The 16,004-nt window shown below is 71.4% G+C and carries 13 protein-coding genes; 5 read left to right on the top strand and 8 right to left on the bottom strand.

What is annotated here, in order from left to right; translation table 11 throughout:
* Positions 1-26 precede the first annotated feature (26 nt).
* The 6 genes from ACU6P3_RS17310 to ACU6P3_RS17285 all read right to left on the bottom strand — a co-directional run bounded on the left by ACU6P3_RS17310 (position 27) and on the right by ACU6P3_RS17285 (position 8,053).
* A complete protein-coding gene (locus ACU6P3_RS17310; protein ID WP_447193107.1) occupies positions 27-2,348 on the bottom strand; it encodes a glycosyltransferase family 39 protein in 2,322 nt (773 codons plus the stop codon).
* Positions 2,345-3,712: a bifunctional glycosyltransferase family 2/GtrA family protein gene (locus tag ACU6P3_RS17305; RefSeq protein ID WP_447193106.1), complete on the bottom strand. Its 1,368-nt coding sequence runs from the start codon at positions 3,710-3,712 to the stop codon at positions 2,345-2,347. The genes ACU6P3_RS17310 and ACU6P3_RS17305 overlap by 4 nt, the downstream gene beginning before the upstream one ends.
* Positions 3,713-3,737: 25 nt before the next feature.
* Positions 3,738-5,462 (bottom strand): sensor histidine kinase, encoded by a 1,725-nt coding sequence (locus ACU6P3_RS17300; protein WP_447193105.1) that lies wholly within the window; start codon positions 5,460-5,462, stop codon positions 3,738-3,740.
* 5 nt (positions 5,463-5,467) lie between these two features.
* Entirely contained in the window at positions 5,468-6,226 is a 759-nt protein-coding gene (locus tag ACU6P3_RS17295; protein WP_447193104.1) for a response regulator transcription factor, read from the bottom strand.
* A gap of 169 nt (positions 6,227-6,395) precedes the next feature.
* A complete protein-coding gene (locus tag ACU6P3_RS17290) occupies positions 6,396-7,382 on the bottom strand; it encodes a DUF2797 domain-containing protein (protein ID WP_447193103.1) in 987 nt (328 codons plus the stop codon).
* Between the two features lie 200 nt (positions 7,383-7,582).
* Positions 7,583-8,053, bottom strand: coding sequence for a cupin domain-containing protein (locus tag ACU6P3_RS17285; protein ID WP_447193102.1), 471 nt, complete (start codon positions 8,051-8,053; stop codon positions 7,583-7,585).
* A gap of 193 nt (positions 8,054-8,246) precedes the next feature.
* Here ACU6P3_RS17285 and ACU6P3_RS17280 point away from each other — a divergent pair, with 193 nt between their 5' ends.
* The 4 genes from ACU6P3_RS17280 to ACU6P3_RS17265 all read left to right on the top strand — a co-directional run bounded on the left by ACU6P3_RS17280 (position 8,247) and on the right by ACU6P3_RS17265 (position 12,444).
* The gene (locus tag ACU6P3_RS17280) at positions 8,247-8,972 is read left to right on the top strand and encodes a GntR family transcriptional regulator (protein ID WP_447193101.1); all 726 of its coding nucleotides are present in this window, start codon (positions 8,247-8,249) and stop codon (positions 8,970-8,972) included.
* A 109-nt stretch (positions 8,973-9,081) separates the two neighbouring features.
* Positions 9,082-10,551 carry a cation:dicarboxylate symporter family transporter gene (locus ACU6P3_RS17275; protein ID WP_447193100.1) on the top strand — a complete coding sequence of 490 codons (1,470 nt, stop codon included), beginning with the start codon at positions 9,082-9,084 and terminating at the stop codon, positions 10,549-10,551.
* A gap of 8 nt (positions 10,552-10,559) precedes the next feature.
* Positions 10,560-11,933, top strand: a complete 1,374-nt coding sequence (locus ACU6P3_RS17270) for a class-II fumarase/aspartase family protein (protein ID WP_447193099.1) — start codon at positions 10,560-10,562, stop codon at positions 11,931-11,933.
* Between the two features lie 100 nt (positions 11,934-12,033).
* Positions 12,034-12,444, top strand: a complete 411-nt coding sequence (locus ACU6P3_RS17265; protein WP_447193098.1) for an SHOCT domain-containing protein — start codon at positions 12,034-12,036, stop codon at positions 12,442-12,444.
* An 81-nt stretch (positions 12,445-12,525) separates the two neighbouring features.
* Here ACU6P3_RS17265 and ACU6P3_RS17260 read toward each other — a convergent pair whose 3' ends face one another.
* On the bottom strand, positions 12,526-13,677 hold the full coding sequence (locus ACU6P3_RS17260; protein WP_447193097.1) for a Dyp-type peroxidase: 1,152 nt from the start codon (positions 13,675-13,677) through the stop codon (positions 12,526-12,528).
* 68 nt (positions 13,678-13,745) lie between these two features.
* On the opposite strand from ACU6P3_RS17260, the gene ACU6P3_RS17255 reads away from it, so the two are divergent.
* Positions 13,746-15,101 (top strand): right-handed parallel beta-helix repeat-containing protein, encoded by a 1,356-nt coding sequence (locus tag ACU6P3_RS17255; protein ID WP_447193096.1) that lies wholly within the window; start codon positions 13,746-13,748, stop codon positions 15,099-15,101.
* Between the two features lie 7 nt (positions 15,102-15,108).
* On the opposite strand, the gene ACU6P3_RS17250 is transcribed toward ACU6P3_RS17255, so the two are convergent.
* Positions 15,109-15,789: a hypothetical protein gene (locus ACU6P3_RS17250; protein ID WP_447197930.1), complete on the bottom strand. Its 681-nt coding sequence runs from the start codon at positions 15,787-15,789 to the stop codon at positions 15,109-15,111.
* Between the last annotated feature and the right edge of the window lie 215 nt (positions 15,790-16,004).

The raw sequence follows: 16,004 nt of genomic DNA, 5'->3' as shown, positions 1-16,004 counted from the left end.
ACAAGGGTTTCTCTTACGGTGTATGGCTATTTCTTCTCGGTGAGGTCGTAGAGGGTGGTGCCGTCCACGGTGACCTTCTTGTAGGTGGCCTCGACCCAGCCGCTGATCCGGGAACTGGTGCCGTCGCCGCCGCCCGGACCACCGCCGAAGCCACCGCCCGAGAGGAAGTAGTGGATCTTTCCTTCGGCGACGTACTTCTTGAACTGCGCGAGGGTCGGGGACGGGTCGCTGCCGTTGAAGCCGCCGATGGCCATGACGGGCTTCTCCGTGGCGAGTTGGTAGCCGGCGGCGTTCTGGGAACCGATGGCGGCGGCGGCCCAGGTGTAGTCTGAGGCGTTCTTCTCGAGGGCGGCCTCGACCTCGGAACTGACGTTCGGGCCGTTGAGGAGGCCCCCGATGCCACCGGCTCCGCCCGGCATGCCTCCGCCGGGCATGCCGCCTTCGGGCATCGCGCCCGTGGGCATGCCGGGGAACCGACCGGGCAGGCCGCCGTTCTGGCTGTTCTGTCCGCCCTGGCCGTTCCGCTGAGGCGGCTGGCCCGTACCGGTGCCCATCCGGCCACCGCTCGGGGGCTGCCCCGTGCCCTGGCCGTCGCCCTGGCCGCTGCCCTGGCCCTGTGCCTGACCTTGTGCCTGCCCCTGTGCCTGCCCCTGTGCCTGGCCTTGGCCGGTGCCCTGTACGCCGGGCGGCTGCGTCATGCCGCCACGGCCGTCGCCGCGCCCCCCGCCCGGACCGTCGGGGCCACCGAACCCGCCGGGACCGCCGCCGGGCCCTCGCAGGCCGGCCGGGCCCGCGGTGACGATCGAACCCGTGTGGGCGCTGTTGACCGTGGACAGCGTGTACGCGAACGGCCCGGCCAGCGACGCCGCCAGCCCGAGTCCCGCCGCCTGCAGCACGAGCCGTCGGCCCAGCCGTCCGGCGCAGAGGATCCCGGCCGCGGCCACCAGACCGCCGATCAGCACCGCCCAGCGCAGCCACGGCAGGTAGTCCGGGGTGCGGCCGAGCAGCACGTACCCCCACACGGCCGTCCCGGCCGTCACCACTCCGAGCGTCGCCGAGGCCGGGAGGGAGGATCGTTCCTCCCACAGGACCGTGACGCCCATGCCGATGACGGCGGCGATGTACGGGGCGAGGGCGACGGTGTAGTACTCGTGGAAGATGCCGGCCATGAAGCTGAAGACGCCCGTGGTCATCAGCAGCGCGCCGCCCCACACGAGGAACGCCGAGCGGGCCGTGTCCGTACGGGGGCTCCTGCGGGTCACCACGAGCCCGGCGACGAGCAGCAGCAGCGCGGCGGGCAGCAGCCAGGAGATCTGGCCGCCGACGTTGTCGCCGAACATCCGGCCGATACCGGTCTCGCCCCAGGCGCCACCGCCGGGGCCGCCGCCGGGGCCACCGCCTCCGCCGACGCTGCCGGTCTCCTCGCCGTTGATACGGCCGAGGCCGTTGTAGCCGAAGGTCAGCTCCAGGAAGGAGTTGTTCTGCGAGCCGCCGATGTACGGGCGGGAGGACGCGGGCCACAGCTCCACGATCGCGACCCACCAGCCACCGGAGACGACGGCAGCGCCCGCCGCCAGGGCGAGCCCGCCGAGCCGGCGCCGCAGAGGGGCGGGGGCGCAGACCGCGTACACGAGCGCGAGCGGCGGCAGGATCAGGAACGCCTGGAGCGTCTTCGTCAGGAACGCGAGGCCCACCGCGGCCCCGGCCCACACCAGCCACTTGGTGCGCCCGTCCTCCAGCGCGCGCAGTACGCAGTAGACGGTGGTGGTCATCAGCAGCGCGAGCAGCGCGTCCGGGTTGTTGAACCGGAACATCAGCGCGGCGACCGGGGTCAGCGCCAGCACCACGGCCGCGATCAGGCCCGCGGAGGCGCTGAAGCGGCGGCGTACGGCCGCGTAGAGCACGGCGACCGTGCCGACGCCCATCAGGACCTCGGGGACGAGGATCTGCCAGGAGCCGAGCCCGAAGAGCCGGACGGACAGGGCCATCGGCCAGAGGGCGGCGGGGGGCTTGTCGACGGTGATGGAGTTCGCGGCGTCGGAGGAGCCGAAGAAGAACGCCTTCCAGCTCTCGCTGCCGGCCTGGACGGCCGCGGAGTAGAAGGAGTTGGCGTAGCCGGACGCGCTCAGGTTCCAGAGCTGGAGCAGCGCGGTGGCGAGGAGGAGGCCGAGGAGGACCGGACGCACCCAGGGCGCGTCCTCGGGCCGGCCCCGCCAGAAGCGGGCGGCGCGGGCGGCGCGGCCTGCGCCCGCGGCGGAGCCGGAAGCGGCGTCCGTTCCGGCGTCCGCGTCCGCGCCGGAGGCGGCGCCGGTCGGCGGTGGGCCGTCGGGCTGAAGGGTCGTCGTCATCGAGCGTTCCTCGGGTGGGTCGAGTGCGGGTGGGTGGGGAGGACCGCGGTGTCGGGGCCGGCCGTTCCGGGCTCCACCGGAGCGGCCGGCGCAGCCGAGGCGGCCGCGGCGATCGGGTCGTCCGTGCGGCGCTCCGGGAACACCCAGGCGCGCAGCAGCAGGAAGCGCAGCACGGTCGCGGCGAGGTTGGCCGCGATCAGGACCGCCAGTTCGGCGGAGTGCGAGGGGGTTCCGGAGGCGGCGTCCAGCGCCGCCAGCGACCCGCTGGTCAGCGTCAGGCCGATCGCGAAGACGACCAGCCCCTGGGCCTGGTGGCGCACGGCCCGGTCCCGGCCCCGCACCCCGAAGGTCAGCCGCCGGTTGGCGGCGGTATTGGCTACCGCGGAGAGCAGCAGCGCAAACGCGTTGGCGAGTTGTGGACCCGCCATTGCACGGAAGACGGAGTAGAGCAGAAGATAGAAGAGCGTGGACAAGGCACCCACGACGCAGAAGCCGACCAGTTGCCTGGCGAGACCGCCCGGCACCCCATTGATCCGGCGGTCCCTTGGGTCATCACCGAAGGGCCTCGCGAGCCGGTCCAGAGGCAGCGCGCCCACTGCCAGTGCCCGACCCACCCGCCAGACGCCCTTGAGATCCTCGGTCGCCGTCTTGATGATGTGCACCGTGCTGTTGGGGTCATCGACCCAGTCGACAGGCACTTCGTGGATCCGCAGTCCGGCGCGCTCGGCGAGCACGAGCATCTCTGTGTCGAAGAACCAGCCGGTGTCCTCGACCATCGGCAGCAGGCGCTGGGCGACATCGCGCCGTATCGCCTTGAAACCGCACTGGGCATCGCTGAAGCGAGCGGAGAGGGAGGACTTGAGGATCAGGTTGTACGCCCGCGAGATGAACTCGCGCTTGGGACCGCGCACGACCCGCGACGAGCGGGCCAGCCGGGAGCCGATGGCCAGATCGGAGTGCCCGGAGATCAGGGGGGCGACCAGCGGCAGCAGGGCGTTGAGGTCGGTGGACAGGTCCACGTCCATATAGGCGAGGACCGGTGCGTCGGAACGCGACCAGACGGTTCGGAGCGCCCGGCCCCGGCCCTTCTGCTCCAGGCGGTACGACCGGACCTCGGCGATCGACGCGTCGAGCCGGGCCGCGACCTCGGGGGTCCGGTCGGTGCTGGCGTTGTCCGCGATGGTGATGCGAAAGCTGTAGGGGAACGTGTGGGCGAGGTGATCGTGCAGGCGCCGCACACAGGGTTCGAGGTCCTGCTCCTCGTTGTAGACGGGAATGGTCACGTCGAGGACGGGGGCGTCGGTCACCTCGACCGGGAGATGCTCCCGGGCCGGGAGAGTGCCCCATGGGGTGTCGGTTCGCATGCCTCGACGTTCGCCAGGCGCGCTGTCACGGCCGTGTGGTGAGCCTGTGCCCCGTCTGTGAGTCCTGATCAGCTTCCGCGGGCGGAACGGACCGTGGCGGACGTACCACCGCGGGCACGAGCGGGAGGCGTACGGAGAAGACGGTACGACCGGGCACGCTACGGACGTCGACGGTCCCTCCGTGCGCGGTCACGACGGCCTGGACGATGGCCAGCCCGAGTCCGGTGGAACCGGCGGCGCGGGAGCGGGACGCGTCGCCGCGGGCGAAGCGCTCGAAGACATGAGGAAGGAGCGCGGGAGGAATACCGGGACCGTCGTCCTGCACCTCGAGGACGACGCAGGGCCGGACGTACGGCGCCGACCGGGCATCCGACGCCGACCCGGTATACGACGCCGGCCGGGCATGCGGGGCCGGCCGGGCATGCGGGGCGGGCCGGGCATGCGGGGCGGGCCGGTCGTCGGTCCCGCGGGTGTGGACCCGGGCGACGACCGTCGTACCGGGTGGGGTGTGCGTACGGGCGTTGGCGAGGAGGTTGACGAGCACCTGGTGCAGCCGTGAGGCGTCTCCGTGCACCAGGGCGGCCGGCCGGCCGGGTTCCGGGAGTTCGAGGCGCCAGTGGTGGGTCTGTCCCGCGGCGTGCGCGTCGCTCACCGCGTCCACGACCAGCGGGGAGAGGTCGGTGGTCCCGTACGCGAGCGGGCGCCCGGCGTCCAGCCGTGCCAGCAGCAACAGGTCCTCGACCAGGCCCGTCATGCGCTCCGCCTCGGCCTCGATGCGGCCGAGCGCGCGCCGGGTGTCGGGCCCGGTCTCCTCGCGGCCGCGGCGGGTCAGTTCGGCGTACCCGCGGATGGACGCCAGGGGCGTACGGAGTTCGTGGCCGGCGTCGGCGAGGAACTGCCGTACGCGTGTCTCGCTCTCCTGCCGGGCGGCGAGTGCGGAGCCGACGTGTCCGAGCATCCGGTTGAGGGCGGCACCGACCTGCCCGACCTCGGTCCGGGGGTCGGCCTCGGCGTCCGGGACACGCTCCAGCGGGGCCACCTCGCCGCTGTGCAAGGGCAGTTCGGAGACGCGGGTGGCGGTCGTCGCGACGCGCCGCAGCGGTCGCAGTGCCACGCCCACGAGCGCCCCGCCCGCGATCCCGGCGGCGACCAGTCCGGCCACGGTGACGCAGACTTCCACGATCACCAGCGTGCTGAGGTTGTTCTGCACCTCGGTGAGCGGGAGGCCGACGAGGAGGGTGCCGTTGCCGCCGGTGACGTACTGGGCCCGGTAGTCGCCGAGGCCGGGCAGCGTGACCGTATGGGGCCGCTTGTCGCGGGTGACGCTGCCGAGGGCGGCGGCCTGTGCGTCGGTGAGCCGTTTCTCGGTGAGGTCCGGCGCGAAGTCGCCGGTATCGGACCGGTCGCCGACCAGGCCCCGGACGACTTCGCCGTCCTCCGCGACCTCGGCGCCGACCGTGCCCACGGGCGTGCCCCCGCCCGTCACGATCTTCAGCGGATCCTTGGGAATCAGGCCGTCGCGCATGGCGTCCGGCAGACCCGCCAGTCTGTCCGGCGGGGGGCCTGCCGCGCGCTTCCCGATGTCCGTCACCTGCGCGTCGAGCTGGTCGTAGAGGTAGGAGCGGAAGGCGATGGCCGTGACGGCCCCGATCACCGTGCCCACCACCGCGATCAGCGCGACGGCCGACACGACGAGGCGGGTCCGCAGCGACCAGCGCCGCCGTACGCCACCGGGCCCACGGGGCGACATCCGCGTCACCGAGGCGCGTCCGCCGCCGGGTCGGCGGGCTTGATCAGGTAACCGGCACCACGCCGGGTGTGGATCATCGGGGCCCGGCCCGCGTCGATCTTCCGGCGCAGGTAGGAGATGTAGAGCTCGACGACGTTGGCCTGGCCGCCGAAGTCGTACGACCACACCCGGTCCAGTATCTGGGCCTTGCTCAGCACACGGCGCGGGTTGCGCATCAGATAGCGCAACAGTTCGAACTCGGTCGCGGTCAGGTGGATGTACTGGCCCGCGCGGGTGACGTCATGGCTGTCCTCGTCCAGCGTCAGGTCCCCGACGGCCAGCAGCGACTCGCTGCGTACGGCCGCCGCTCCCGAGCGCCGGATCAGTCCGCGCAGCCGGGCCACGACCTCCTCCAGGCTGAACGGCTTGGTGACGTAGTCGTCCCCGCCCGCCGTCAGACCGGCGATCCGGTCCTCCACGGCGTCCTTCGCCGTCAGGAAGAGTACGGGCACGTGCGGCAGTTCGCGGCGGAGCAGCCCCAGCACGGCCAGGCCGTCCATGTCGGGCAGCATCATGTCCAGCACGACCGCGTCGGGCCGGAACTCCCTGGCCCCCCGCACCGCGCCCGTGCCGTCCCCTGCGCTGCTCACCTCCCAGCCCTCGTACCGCAGGGCCATGGACAGCAGCTCGGTGAGCGAGGTCTCGTCGTCGACGACGAGCACGCGGACGGGGCTCCCGTCCGGCCTGTGCATCTCGGTACGCCCGCGGGGCGAGGTGATGGTCATGCCGCTCACCTTGCTGAGGGGCTCTGAGAGGGCCCTTTCCGCTTCCTGTGAATCGCCTGAGAAAGCCGTGGAAGCCGACCGTGCGGCCACGCCCGACCGTCGGGGCCCCGCACGTACGGGACGAACGGCCCGGGCGGCCCGACCTGCCGGACGACTCGGACCGGACGGCTCAGAAGAGGCCTTCCTGAACGTCCCCCGGCCTGACGTCCCGTACGGGCACCGTCATGGCCGTGACGACCGTGGCGGAGGGGCCGACGGCCGGGGGTCCCGCGGCCGACGTGCCCGCGGCCGGCCCGCCGGGCGGCGGTGGGGCCGGGGCCGGGACGTCGGCCGGCCGTACGGCGGCCAGTTCCCAGCCGGTCATGAGCCGGGTGTCCAGCACGACGGTCCCGCCCTCGTCCATGGCCAGGTGCAGGTCCGGCCCGGCGGCGGCGACCAGCCGCCCGGCGACGACACCGCCGTCGACCAGCTCGGTCACCACACCGGTCACGGGCGCCGGCGCGGGTGTGCCCGCCAGACCGAACACCTCCGCGTGGTCGACCACCGCGCACTCCAGCCGTTCCAGCGCCGCCGGCCAGTCCGCCAGTGCGACGGCGCGGGCGTGCGCGCGGGCGGTCTCGGCGGCGCGTTCGGCACGTACCGGCAGCTCGGCACGTACGGCCCGCTTCCGCGCGTACGGGATACGGTCCGGCACCCCGAGCGCCGTACGCAGCAGTTCCTCCGCCCGCCGCGCGGACATCAGCGGCCCACGGCCGAGCCAGCTGAAGGCCACCGCCCCCTGCTCCAGCAGCCGCGCGGCCCCGCGCTCCTCGGCGGTGATCCCCACCTTCACCAGGCCGGGCCCGAACCAGGCGAGGTAGACCCGGAACGTCCGCGGGTCGTCGGCGACGGTGTCGGCGGCCACGGAATGCGCCCGGTCCAGCCGCGCGCACTCGGGGCACAGACCGCCGGTGCCGCGTGCGGCGACCGTGGCGCCGACGGGACAGGAATGGCCACGGGCACCGACACAGTGACGTGCGCCGAGGACCCGGAAGCCGAGCGCCCGCCCGTACGACAGCGCGCTCTCCCGCCGCTCGGCCCGGCCCGCCCCGGCCCGCCGCCACACCAGCACGGGCGCTCCCCCCGCCCACCGCAGCCCGCCACACCGCCAGCCCATGCGGCCCGCCTTTCCTCTCACCCGCCCAGGCCCTTCACCGGCTCAGCGAGGATCGTCTACGAGGACGAGTACCAGGTGGTGGCGGTCCGGACCCCGCAAGACCCGTGAGACCCGTGACGCCGCGAACGGCCTCGCACCGTTCCGGACGGCTTCCCCCGCGCGGGACGTCCGCGTTTCCCCTCCTGCTCCCACCCCTCCTCCTACCCCTCCTCCTGCTCCTGGTCCTGGTCCTGGTCCTGGTCCTCGTAATCTTCGTAGGCGAAGCCCGGAGCGACCACACACGTCACCAGCACGGGCTCGTCTCCCGCCGGCTCGGCCGACTGCCAGTGTCCGCCGGGTACCAGGAACTGCGGCTGTTCCCCATGCTCGACCCCACCCCCGATGACCACCTCGACAGCGTCCGCGTCGCTCGGTGCGGGGCCGTCCCCGCCCATCCGCATCCGCAGCGGTCCGCCGCGGTGCCACAACCACAGCTCGTCCGAGCGCACCCGATGCCACCGCGATGCCTCACCGGGGTGCAGCAGGTAGTAGATCCCCGTGGCGAACGCCCTCGCACCGGGGTACCCCTCGGGAACCGCTTCGATCGGGCTTCTCCACGTTTCACGGAACCACCCGCCCTCAACATGCGCTGCGAGACCAAGAGATTCGACAAGCTCCGAAGTATCAGCCACATCCCCATACTCACGCACACCGCCGCCCACGCCCAGCCCCGGCTCCTGCCTGCCTGCTCCCGCCGGCCGCGTCCGGCTCACGAACCCTCCGCTCCGGCGGCCCGGCGGTAAGGGCCGGCCGGGTTCGGCCGGCCCTGTTCTACGATTTCACTGATTTCACTGTTGGCGTCATTGAGCAGGCAAGGAGTTCCCCGTGGGCGAGCCGCGGTACGTGGTGATCGCCGACGACCTCACGGGGAGGATCGCCGGGGGGCGGTGGGCCGTAGGCGAGTTGCTGCCCACCGAGCCCGAACTGGCTGCCGATTACGGTGTCTCGCGTGAGACGTTGCGGCGGGCGCTGCGCCGGCTGGAGCTGGCCGGGCTGATCTCACGGCACAAGGGCATCGGCACGCGTGTGGAACGTACGACGCCCTTCACCCAGTTCACGACGAAGCTGAGCAGTATCGACGAGTTGACCCAGTACGGCGAGGCGGCGGTACGGGACGTGCTCACCGTGGAGCCGGTGACGGTGGACGCCGCGCTGGCCGCGGTCACCGGGCTGGCGGAGGGCTCCCGGCAGGTGTGTGTGACGTCCGTCCGCCGGGATCCGGAGCGCCCGGAGGGAGCCGTCTCCTGGGCGAAGGTCTATCTGCGGCCCGAGGACGCCAAGGCCGTCGCCGCGGATCTGGGCGAGAACACCCGGTTGATCTCGGACCTGGTCGAGGCACGTACGAACCGGGCCGTGGAGCGGGTCATCCAGCAGGTGCGGGCCGTGCGGGTGCCGGCGGAGGCGGCGGCGCACCTGGGTGTGGAACCGGGCAGCCCTGGGCTGGAGTTCGTCCGCCGGTACTACGACGCACGGGGAGTCCTCTTCGAGGTCGCCGTCAGCACGCACGCGGGCGACCACTTCGTCCACGAGACGATCCTCAGCCGTAGGTAATCCGCGCTTTCGCGCTTTCGCGCTTTCGTGAACACCTCTTGACACAAGCGCACCCGTGACCTTCTCCTTGTCTAGACACAAGTCATGTCTAGACAAGGATGTGCTACGCATGAGGTCGCAGGAGCAGCTACTGGACGCCGCGTCCCCGCCCGCCGCACGCAAGCGCTGGTACCGGGGGCTCGGGGCGCAGGTGGTGGTGGCCATGGCGCTCGGCATCGTCGTCGGCCTGGTCCTCCCCGGCGTCTCGGCCGACCTGAAGATCGTCGGGGACCTGTTCCTGGCGCTGGTCAAGGCCGGGGTCGCCCCGCTGGTCTTCTTCACGATCGTCATGGGCATCGCCTCGGCGGGCGATCTCAAGAAGGCGAGCCGCGTCGGGTTCCTGGCGCTGATCTACTTCGAGGTCGTCTCCACGCTCGCCCTGCTCCTCGGCCTGCTGGCCGCCAACCTGTTCGGGGTGGGCAAGGGCGTCGAGCTCGCACCGGACGCCGCCTCGTCGGCGCGGGCGCCGAAGGCCGAGGGCGGCGAGCACGGCTTCACCGCCTTCCTCAAGGACATCGTCCCGGACAACTTCGTCGGGGCCTTCTCCTCCGGGCAGTTGCTCCAGGTCGTGGTCCTGGCCGTCCTGTTCGGCGTCGGCCTGCTCGGGCTCAAGCCGTACATGCGGGACAAGGTCAACGCGGGCCTGGAGGTCGTCTCGGAGACGTTCTTCGGCTTCGTCAACGTCGTCATGAAGCTCGCCCCCATCGGCACCTTCGGCGCCGTCGCCTACTCGGTGGGCACCAACGGCAGCGACATGCTCCTGGCCCTGACCGAACTCGTCCTCGAGTACTGGCTGGTCATCGGCGTCTTCGTCTTCGGCGTCCTGGGGCTGGTCTGTCTGCTGGCGGGCTTCAACATCCTGCGCATCCTGCAGTACGTCCGCGTGGAGATGACCCTCGTCCTGGGTACGGCGTCGTCCGAAGCGGCCCTGCCCGGGCTGCTGAAGAAGCTCACCCGCATCGGCCTGTCCAAGCAGACCGTCGGCCTGGTCGTGCCCACCGGCTACGCCTTCAACCTCGACGGCACCTCCCTCTACATGTCCATCTGCACCCTGTTCGTGGCGAACGTCCACGGGATCCCGATGGGCATCCCCGAGCAGCTCGGCCTCCTGCTGATCATGCTGCTGACGTCCAAGGGCGCGGCCACCGTCTCCGGCGGCACGTTCGTGGTATTCGCCTCCACGGTGGCGGCGACCGGCTACCTGCCCGTCGAGGGCGTGGCCGTCCTCTTCGGTGTCTACCGCTTCATGTCCATGGCCACCGCTTTCTGCAACACGTTCGGCAATGTCGTCGCCACGTTCGTCCTGGCCAAGTGGTGCAAGGAGATGGACGTCGACAAGGTCGAACGCGCCCTGGAGGATCCCCACGCCTTCCTGGCCCGGCCCGAGGACGACGAGCCGGCCGGCCGCCCGAACATCACCTCACCCGTGGCAGCAGCCGCTGAAGGCGTCCCGGGAGCCGCCCGCTCACCCCGGCCCTCCCCGGCCTCCACCTCCACCTCCACCTCCCCCACCTCCCCCACCTCCCCCTCGGCGAAGTGAGACTGAGCATGAGCAGCACCGTCTTCGATTCCTTCCTGTTCCGCGACATGTTCGGCACCCCGGGAATGCGTGAGATCTTCAGCGACACCGCCTACGTCCGGCGCGTCATCGACACCGAGACCGCGCTCGCCCGCGCACAGGCGGCGGTCGGCGTCATCCCCGCCGAGGCCGCGGCGCGGATCACCGCGAAAGCCGACTTCGACGGCCTGGACCTGGACCGGCTGCGGGCCGAGACGGAAATCGTCGGATACCCGGTGCTGCCCGTCATCAAGCAGGTCGCGGACCAGTGCGGCGACGCCGGTGGCTACCTCCACTGGGGCGCCACCACTCAGGACATCATGGACACCGCGGTGATGCTCCAGTGCAAGCAGGGCGTGGCGCTCCTGGGTGATCAGCTCGACCGGGTACGCCGGGCCCTCCGGCAACTCGCGGAGGAGCACGTCGACACGGTCACCGCCGGCCGCACCCACCTCCAGCACGCCCTCCCCGTCACCTTCGGCTACCGCTGCGCCGTCTGGCTGTCCGCCCTGGACCGGCACGCCGAACGGCTGGAGCAGGCCCGCGAGCGGGCCCTGATGGTCCAGTTCGGCGGTGCCGCCGGGACCCTGGCCTCCCTGGGCGAAGGCCCCGAGGGCCTGCGGACACGTGCCGCCCTGGCCGCCGAACTGGACCTGCGGGACCCCGCGATCACCTGGCACGTCGCGCGTGACGGCCTCGTGGAACTGGTCTCCCTCTTCGCGGCGATCGGCGGCTCGCTCGGCAAGATCGCCTGGGACGTGATGATGATGTGCTCCTCCGAGTTCGGCGAACTCGCGGAGCCCTTCGTCCCCGGCCGCGGCGCCAGTTCGACCATGCCGCAGAAGCGCAACCCCATCTCCAGCGAGCTGATGTTCGCCGCCGCCAGGCTGCTGCGCGACAAGTCCTCGTCCCTCCTGGACGCGATGATGCAGGACTTCGAGCGCGCGACCGGCCCCTGGCACCTGGAGTGGGCCGCGGTGCCCGAGGCCTTCCTGCTCCTGTCCGGTTCGCTGCACCAGGCGGAGTTCATGCTCTCCGGCCTGGAGGTGAACGTGGACAGGATGCGCCGGAACACCCACCTGACCGGCGGACTCATCGTCGCCGAAGCCGTCATGATGGACATCGCGCCCGTGCTGGGCAGGCAGCGGGCCCACGAGGTCGTCTACGAGGCCTGCCGCGCCGCCATCGAGACCGGCACCAGCCTGGAGACCCAGCTCCTCGACCACGCGAACCTGGTGGACCGGCTCGGCGCCGACCGCATCGGCCAACTCTGCGACCCGGCCCGCTACCTCGGCAGCGCCGCCACCATGACCCGCATGGTGATCAACACGCCCGCCCGCGGAACCGGCGATTCCCCCCGCTGAGCGGATCCGGGCCCGCGGCAGCGGGCCGAGTGGCGAGGACGGTACGGCGGGCTGATGCTGAAAAGTGGTAACCGTCCCCGTACACCCAGGGGAGCAAATGATGGCCGGTTATGTAGAGCTCGCGTACGACTACCCGGTGCTCGGTGTCTTCCTCAGCGTCCTGTGGTTCTTCCTGTGGGTGCTGTGGCTGGTGGTGCTGTTCCGGGTGATCATCGACATTTTCCGGGACCGGAAGCTCAGCGGCTGGGCCAAGGCCGGATGGCTGCTGTTCGTCCTGATCGTGCCGTTCCTGGGCGTCCTCGTCTACGTGATCGCCAGGGGCCGCGGAATGGGCGAACGCGAGGTCAAGCACGTACAGGAGCAGCAGCAGGCCTTCGAAAGCTACGTCCGCGACACCGCACGAGGGCCGAAGTCGAGCGCGGACGAACTGACCGCGCTGTCCGAACTCAGGTCCAAGGGCGTGCTCTCGGACGCCGAGTTCGAGCGGGCCAAGGAAAAGGTCCTGCACTGAGCCGGCCCCTGCGGCCGGCCGACAGCCCGGGCCGCCCCGGCCCCCGCTCGCCTCCTGACGCGCGGCGCCGCAGGGATCCGTTCAGCGGAAGAGCCGGGAACCAAGCGGGAGTTGCCGGTCGAATCCGGGCAGTATCAGGAAGGACGCGCTGGCGGTCGTGGTCGTGTACCGCAGCAGGGCGTCGGAATTGTCCATACGGGTGAGCGTGTTGGTGAAGGTCCGCATGTCGTTCTGAAAGCTGATGAAGAGCAGGCCGGGGGAGGGTCCGTCCATGCTGTAGGAGCGACGGAGCATGAGGCCGACGCCGACCGCGGTGGCGTGCGCTCTGCGGGCGTGGGCGTCCGCCGGGACGAGGTAGCGGCCGTCCGGCGTTTTGGCGCCGAGGTCCGGGCCCGAGGCGACGGGGCCGCCGGAGAGGGGCGCACCAGTGGCTCGGCGCCGTCCGAAGACCGCCTCCTGTTCGGCGACGGACAGTTCGGCGAACCGCGGCAGGTCGAGTTCCATGCGTCGCAGAACGGCAAGGGTGCCGCCGGCGACGGGAGCCGGTCCGGACAACCACAGGTGGCGTTCTTGTTCGGGCCTGGTATGGGGGCCCACTATGCCGTCGATAAAGCCGAAGAGGTTTCGTGGCACGGCAAGACCCTTGGCCACCGGCACGTTCGCACCACGGACTCCGGACTGCCGCCAGCGTTCGCGTATCCGGTCACCGGCCTGCTCCAGAAGCGCGGCGGCCACGACCGGTACCAGCAAGGCGTCGTCGGCGCAGATCTGTATCAGCAGGTCGCCGCCGCGTGCCCGCGGGGCGATCTGCTCGCGGGAGAACCGTGGCAGGTCCTTCGCGCCGGGCAGGGCGGGATCGACCCCGCGCACCAGTCGGGGGCCCACCCCGATCGTCACGGTGAGATCGCCAGGCGGCAGGCCCATCAGCCGCGCGTCGGTCCCCGTGGTGAGTGTGCCGATGGCCTCGCCGAGTTCGGCCAGCAACGGACGGGCCGACCCGGGGTCGGCCAGGTCGGCCACCACGGCCAGCAGGTTCCGCTGGGCCGGCTGCGGAAGCGTGATGCCCGCCTGGTGACGACCCGTCGGTGCCACCGGCGAAGTCGGCGCGGGGCCGTCGGACCGGTCCGGCCGGGCGGAATGTGATTGACACCCGGTGGAGAGGCCGACGGCGGTCACCGTGCCGGTGGCACCGAGGAACGCGCGACGTGACGGGTGGGAGTCGGCTTGGCGCACAGAGTGAACTGTGCCATATCCCTTCCGGCGCCTGCGAGTCCGTCGGCGTCCGTGCCAGGATGAGGCCCATGCCTCGTCTCCGTCTTCGCCTGATCGCCGCGTTACTCGGTACGTTGGCGCCCGTACTGGCCGGCTGCGGCGCCGGCGACGACGGATCGGACGACGGATCGGACGACGGCCGACGACCGTCCGGTTCGCGCGTGACGATCAAGGTGCCGGACGACGCCCCGACGATCTCGGCCGCGGTGTCCCTGGCCCGCCCCGGCGATCTCGTACTGGTCGCGCCGGGCACGTACCGCGAGTCGGTGAAGATCTCCACGGCTCGCGTCACCCTTCGCGGCGAGTCTCGTGACAAGGTCGTCATCGACGGGCGCCTGCGGCAGCCGAACGGCATCGTCGTCACCGCTCCCGGGGTGGCCGTGGAGAACCTGACCGTGCAGAACAACACGCAGAACGGGGTCCTGGTCACCGGTTCGGCGAAGGCGGCCGCCGGATTGCCGGGTCAGTCCGGCGGCTACGACACCGGCGACGAGCCCGTCACCTTCCTGAAGTCGTTCCTGGTCTCCCACGTGACCGCGACCCGCAACGGGCTGTACGGCATCTACGCGTTCTCCGCGCAGAACGGTGTCATCGAGCACTCGTACGCGTCGGGCTCGGCCGACTCGGGGATCTACGTCGGACAGTGCGCGCCCTGTCGCATCGTGGTGCGGGACAACATCGCCGAACTCAACGCGGTCGGTTACGAAGGCACCAATGCCAGTGGCGACATGTACGTGGTCGGCAACCGCCTGGTCGGTAACCGGGTCGGACTCACCACCAACTCCGACCATCAGGAGAAGCTGCTCCCGCAGCGGGATGCCGTCATCGCGGGCAACCTGGTCGCGGCCAACCAGCAGGCGGCCACCCCCGAGCAGGCCGACGGCGGCTGGGGCATCGGCATCGGCGTCGACGGCGGCACCGACAACCGGTTCGTCCGCAACCGAATCGCCGGCAACAGCAACGCCGGGCTGGTGATCACCGCGACCGCCGACATTCCGCCGAACGGCAATCAGGTCCTGGACAACACCTTCGCCGCCAACGGCGTCGACGTCGGCTGGACGTTCCCCACCGCCACGAAGGGACAGGGCAACTGCCTGCGCGGCAACGATCTCCGGACGACGGTGCCCGCCCGGCTCGCGACGACCGCGCCCTGCCCGCGTCCCGCCCGGTCGCCCTCGCCTTCCGGCACCTGGGCGAAGCCGACGGCACCCGGAGGTATCCCCTTCACCGAGGTGGCGGCGCCCAAGCGGCAGCCGCAGGTCCCGAACGCCACGACCAGGGGCGCCACCGCTGTTCCGGCCGTTCCGGCGCTCCCGGACACGGCGGACATTCCGCTGCCCTCGCTGTCACTGCTCGTCGCGGAAGCGCGGGTGCGGACGTCCTGAGCGGCGGCTACCGCGTCGGAGTGACTCCGGGTACCGGCCGGACCGGAACGTACTTCTGGGTGTCGAAATCGATGACCACCGGCTGCGGTGCGGAGGCCACGCCGACGCGAACCCGGTACATGGTGCCGTCCGAGCCGATCCAGTAGCGCACGGCACCCGCCGTACCGGACGTGGCACCGGCGCTCGGCCCGGTCATGATGTCCACCCGCTGTCCGTCCAACCGCTCCTGTCCCACCCAGGCGGCACCGTTCTGCGGCAGCAGTTGGGCGTTGTCCGGCCGGTCGCTGCCGAGTTTCAGCGCGATGGCCAGCGAACTGTCCAGTGAACTGCCGTACTTCTGCAGCGGACGGCTGTACCAGCCCGACCCCGGGGGTTGTGCCGGTGCCTTTGCCGGGGCGTTCGCCATCGGATGGACGAACACGGTGGTGGCCGTCCACTCGATCAGCCCGTCGCCGGACGCATCGCGCCCGGTGCCGTGCAGCACGCCGTACCCGACATGACCGCGGTAGTCGATGGATCCGGTGATGACCAGCCCACCGGCGGTGCCCGGCACGTTGATCGTCACGGCGCGGCCGCCCACCTGGTAGTTGCGGAACCGCGCGACCGCCAGACGGTTCGCCTGATCCGAGGTCAATTCCCTGGGGCCGGTGGGGTCGGAGTCGCCGCTCGCGACCAGGAACGTGGCCACCGCGACAGCCGCAGCGCCGATGACGGCTGCCACCCAGCGTGGCCGCGGCCATCGGCGCCGGCGGGCCGCGCCCAGCGAGAAGCTTTGCTTGATTCCCTTACGCCCCACGGGACGCATAACTAACGTGCTCCGCTCGTTCATTCCCTGCTCCCCCCTGCCCTTGCCCGATCTTGGCGGCCACCCGGTACAGTACCGTCGCTGGTAAAGCGATTCAG

This window comes from Streptomyces hebeiensis, assembly GCF_052983195.1.
The sequence above is the reverse complement of the archived record's forward strand: the minus strand, read 5'-3'. Positions and strand labels throughout refer to the sequence as shown.

Coding starts and splice junctions, on each gene's coding strand:
- ACU6P3_RS17300 (WP_447193105.1), bottom strand. CDS start 5,462: ATGTCGCCCCGTGGGCCCGGTGGCGTACGGCGGCGCTGGTCGCTGCGG.
- ACU6P3_RS17255 (WP_447193096.1), top strand. CDS start 13,746: ATGCCTCGTCTCCGTCTTCGCCTGATCGCCGCGTTACTCGGTACGTTG.
- ACU6P3_RS17310 (WP_447193107.1), bottom strand. CDS start 2,348: ATGACGACGACCCTTCAGCCCGACGGCCCACCGCCGACCGGCGCCGCC.
- ACU6P3_RS17290 (WP_447193103.1), bottom strand. CDS start 7,382: ATGGGCTGGCGGTGTGGCGGGCTGCGGTGGGCGGGGGGAGCGCCCGTG.
- ACU6P3_RS17265 (WP_447193098.1), top strand. CDS start 12,034: ATGGCCGGTTATGTAGAGCTCGCGTACGACTACCCGGTGCTCGGTGTC.
- ACU6P3_RS17305 (WP_447193106.1), bottom strand. CDS start 3,712: ATGCGAACCGACACCCCATGGGGCACTCTCCCGGCCCGGGAGCATCTC.
- ACU6P3_RS17270 (WP_447193099.1), top strand. CDS start 10,560: ATGAGCAGCACCGTCTTCGATTCCTTCCTGTTCCGCGACATGTTCGGC.
- ACU6P3_RS17295 (WP_447193104.1), bottom strand. CDS start 6,226: ATGACCATCACCTCGCCCCGCGGGCGTACCGAGATGCACAGGCCGGAC.
- ACU6P3_RS17275 (WP_447193100.1), top strand. CDS start 9,082: ATGAGGTCGCAGGAGCAGCTACTGGACGCCGCGTCCCCGCCCGCCGCA.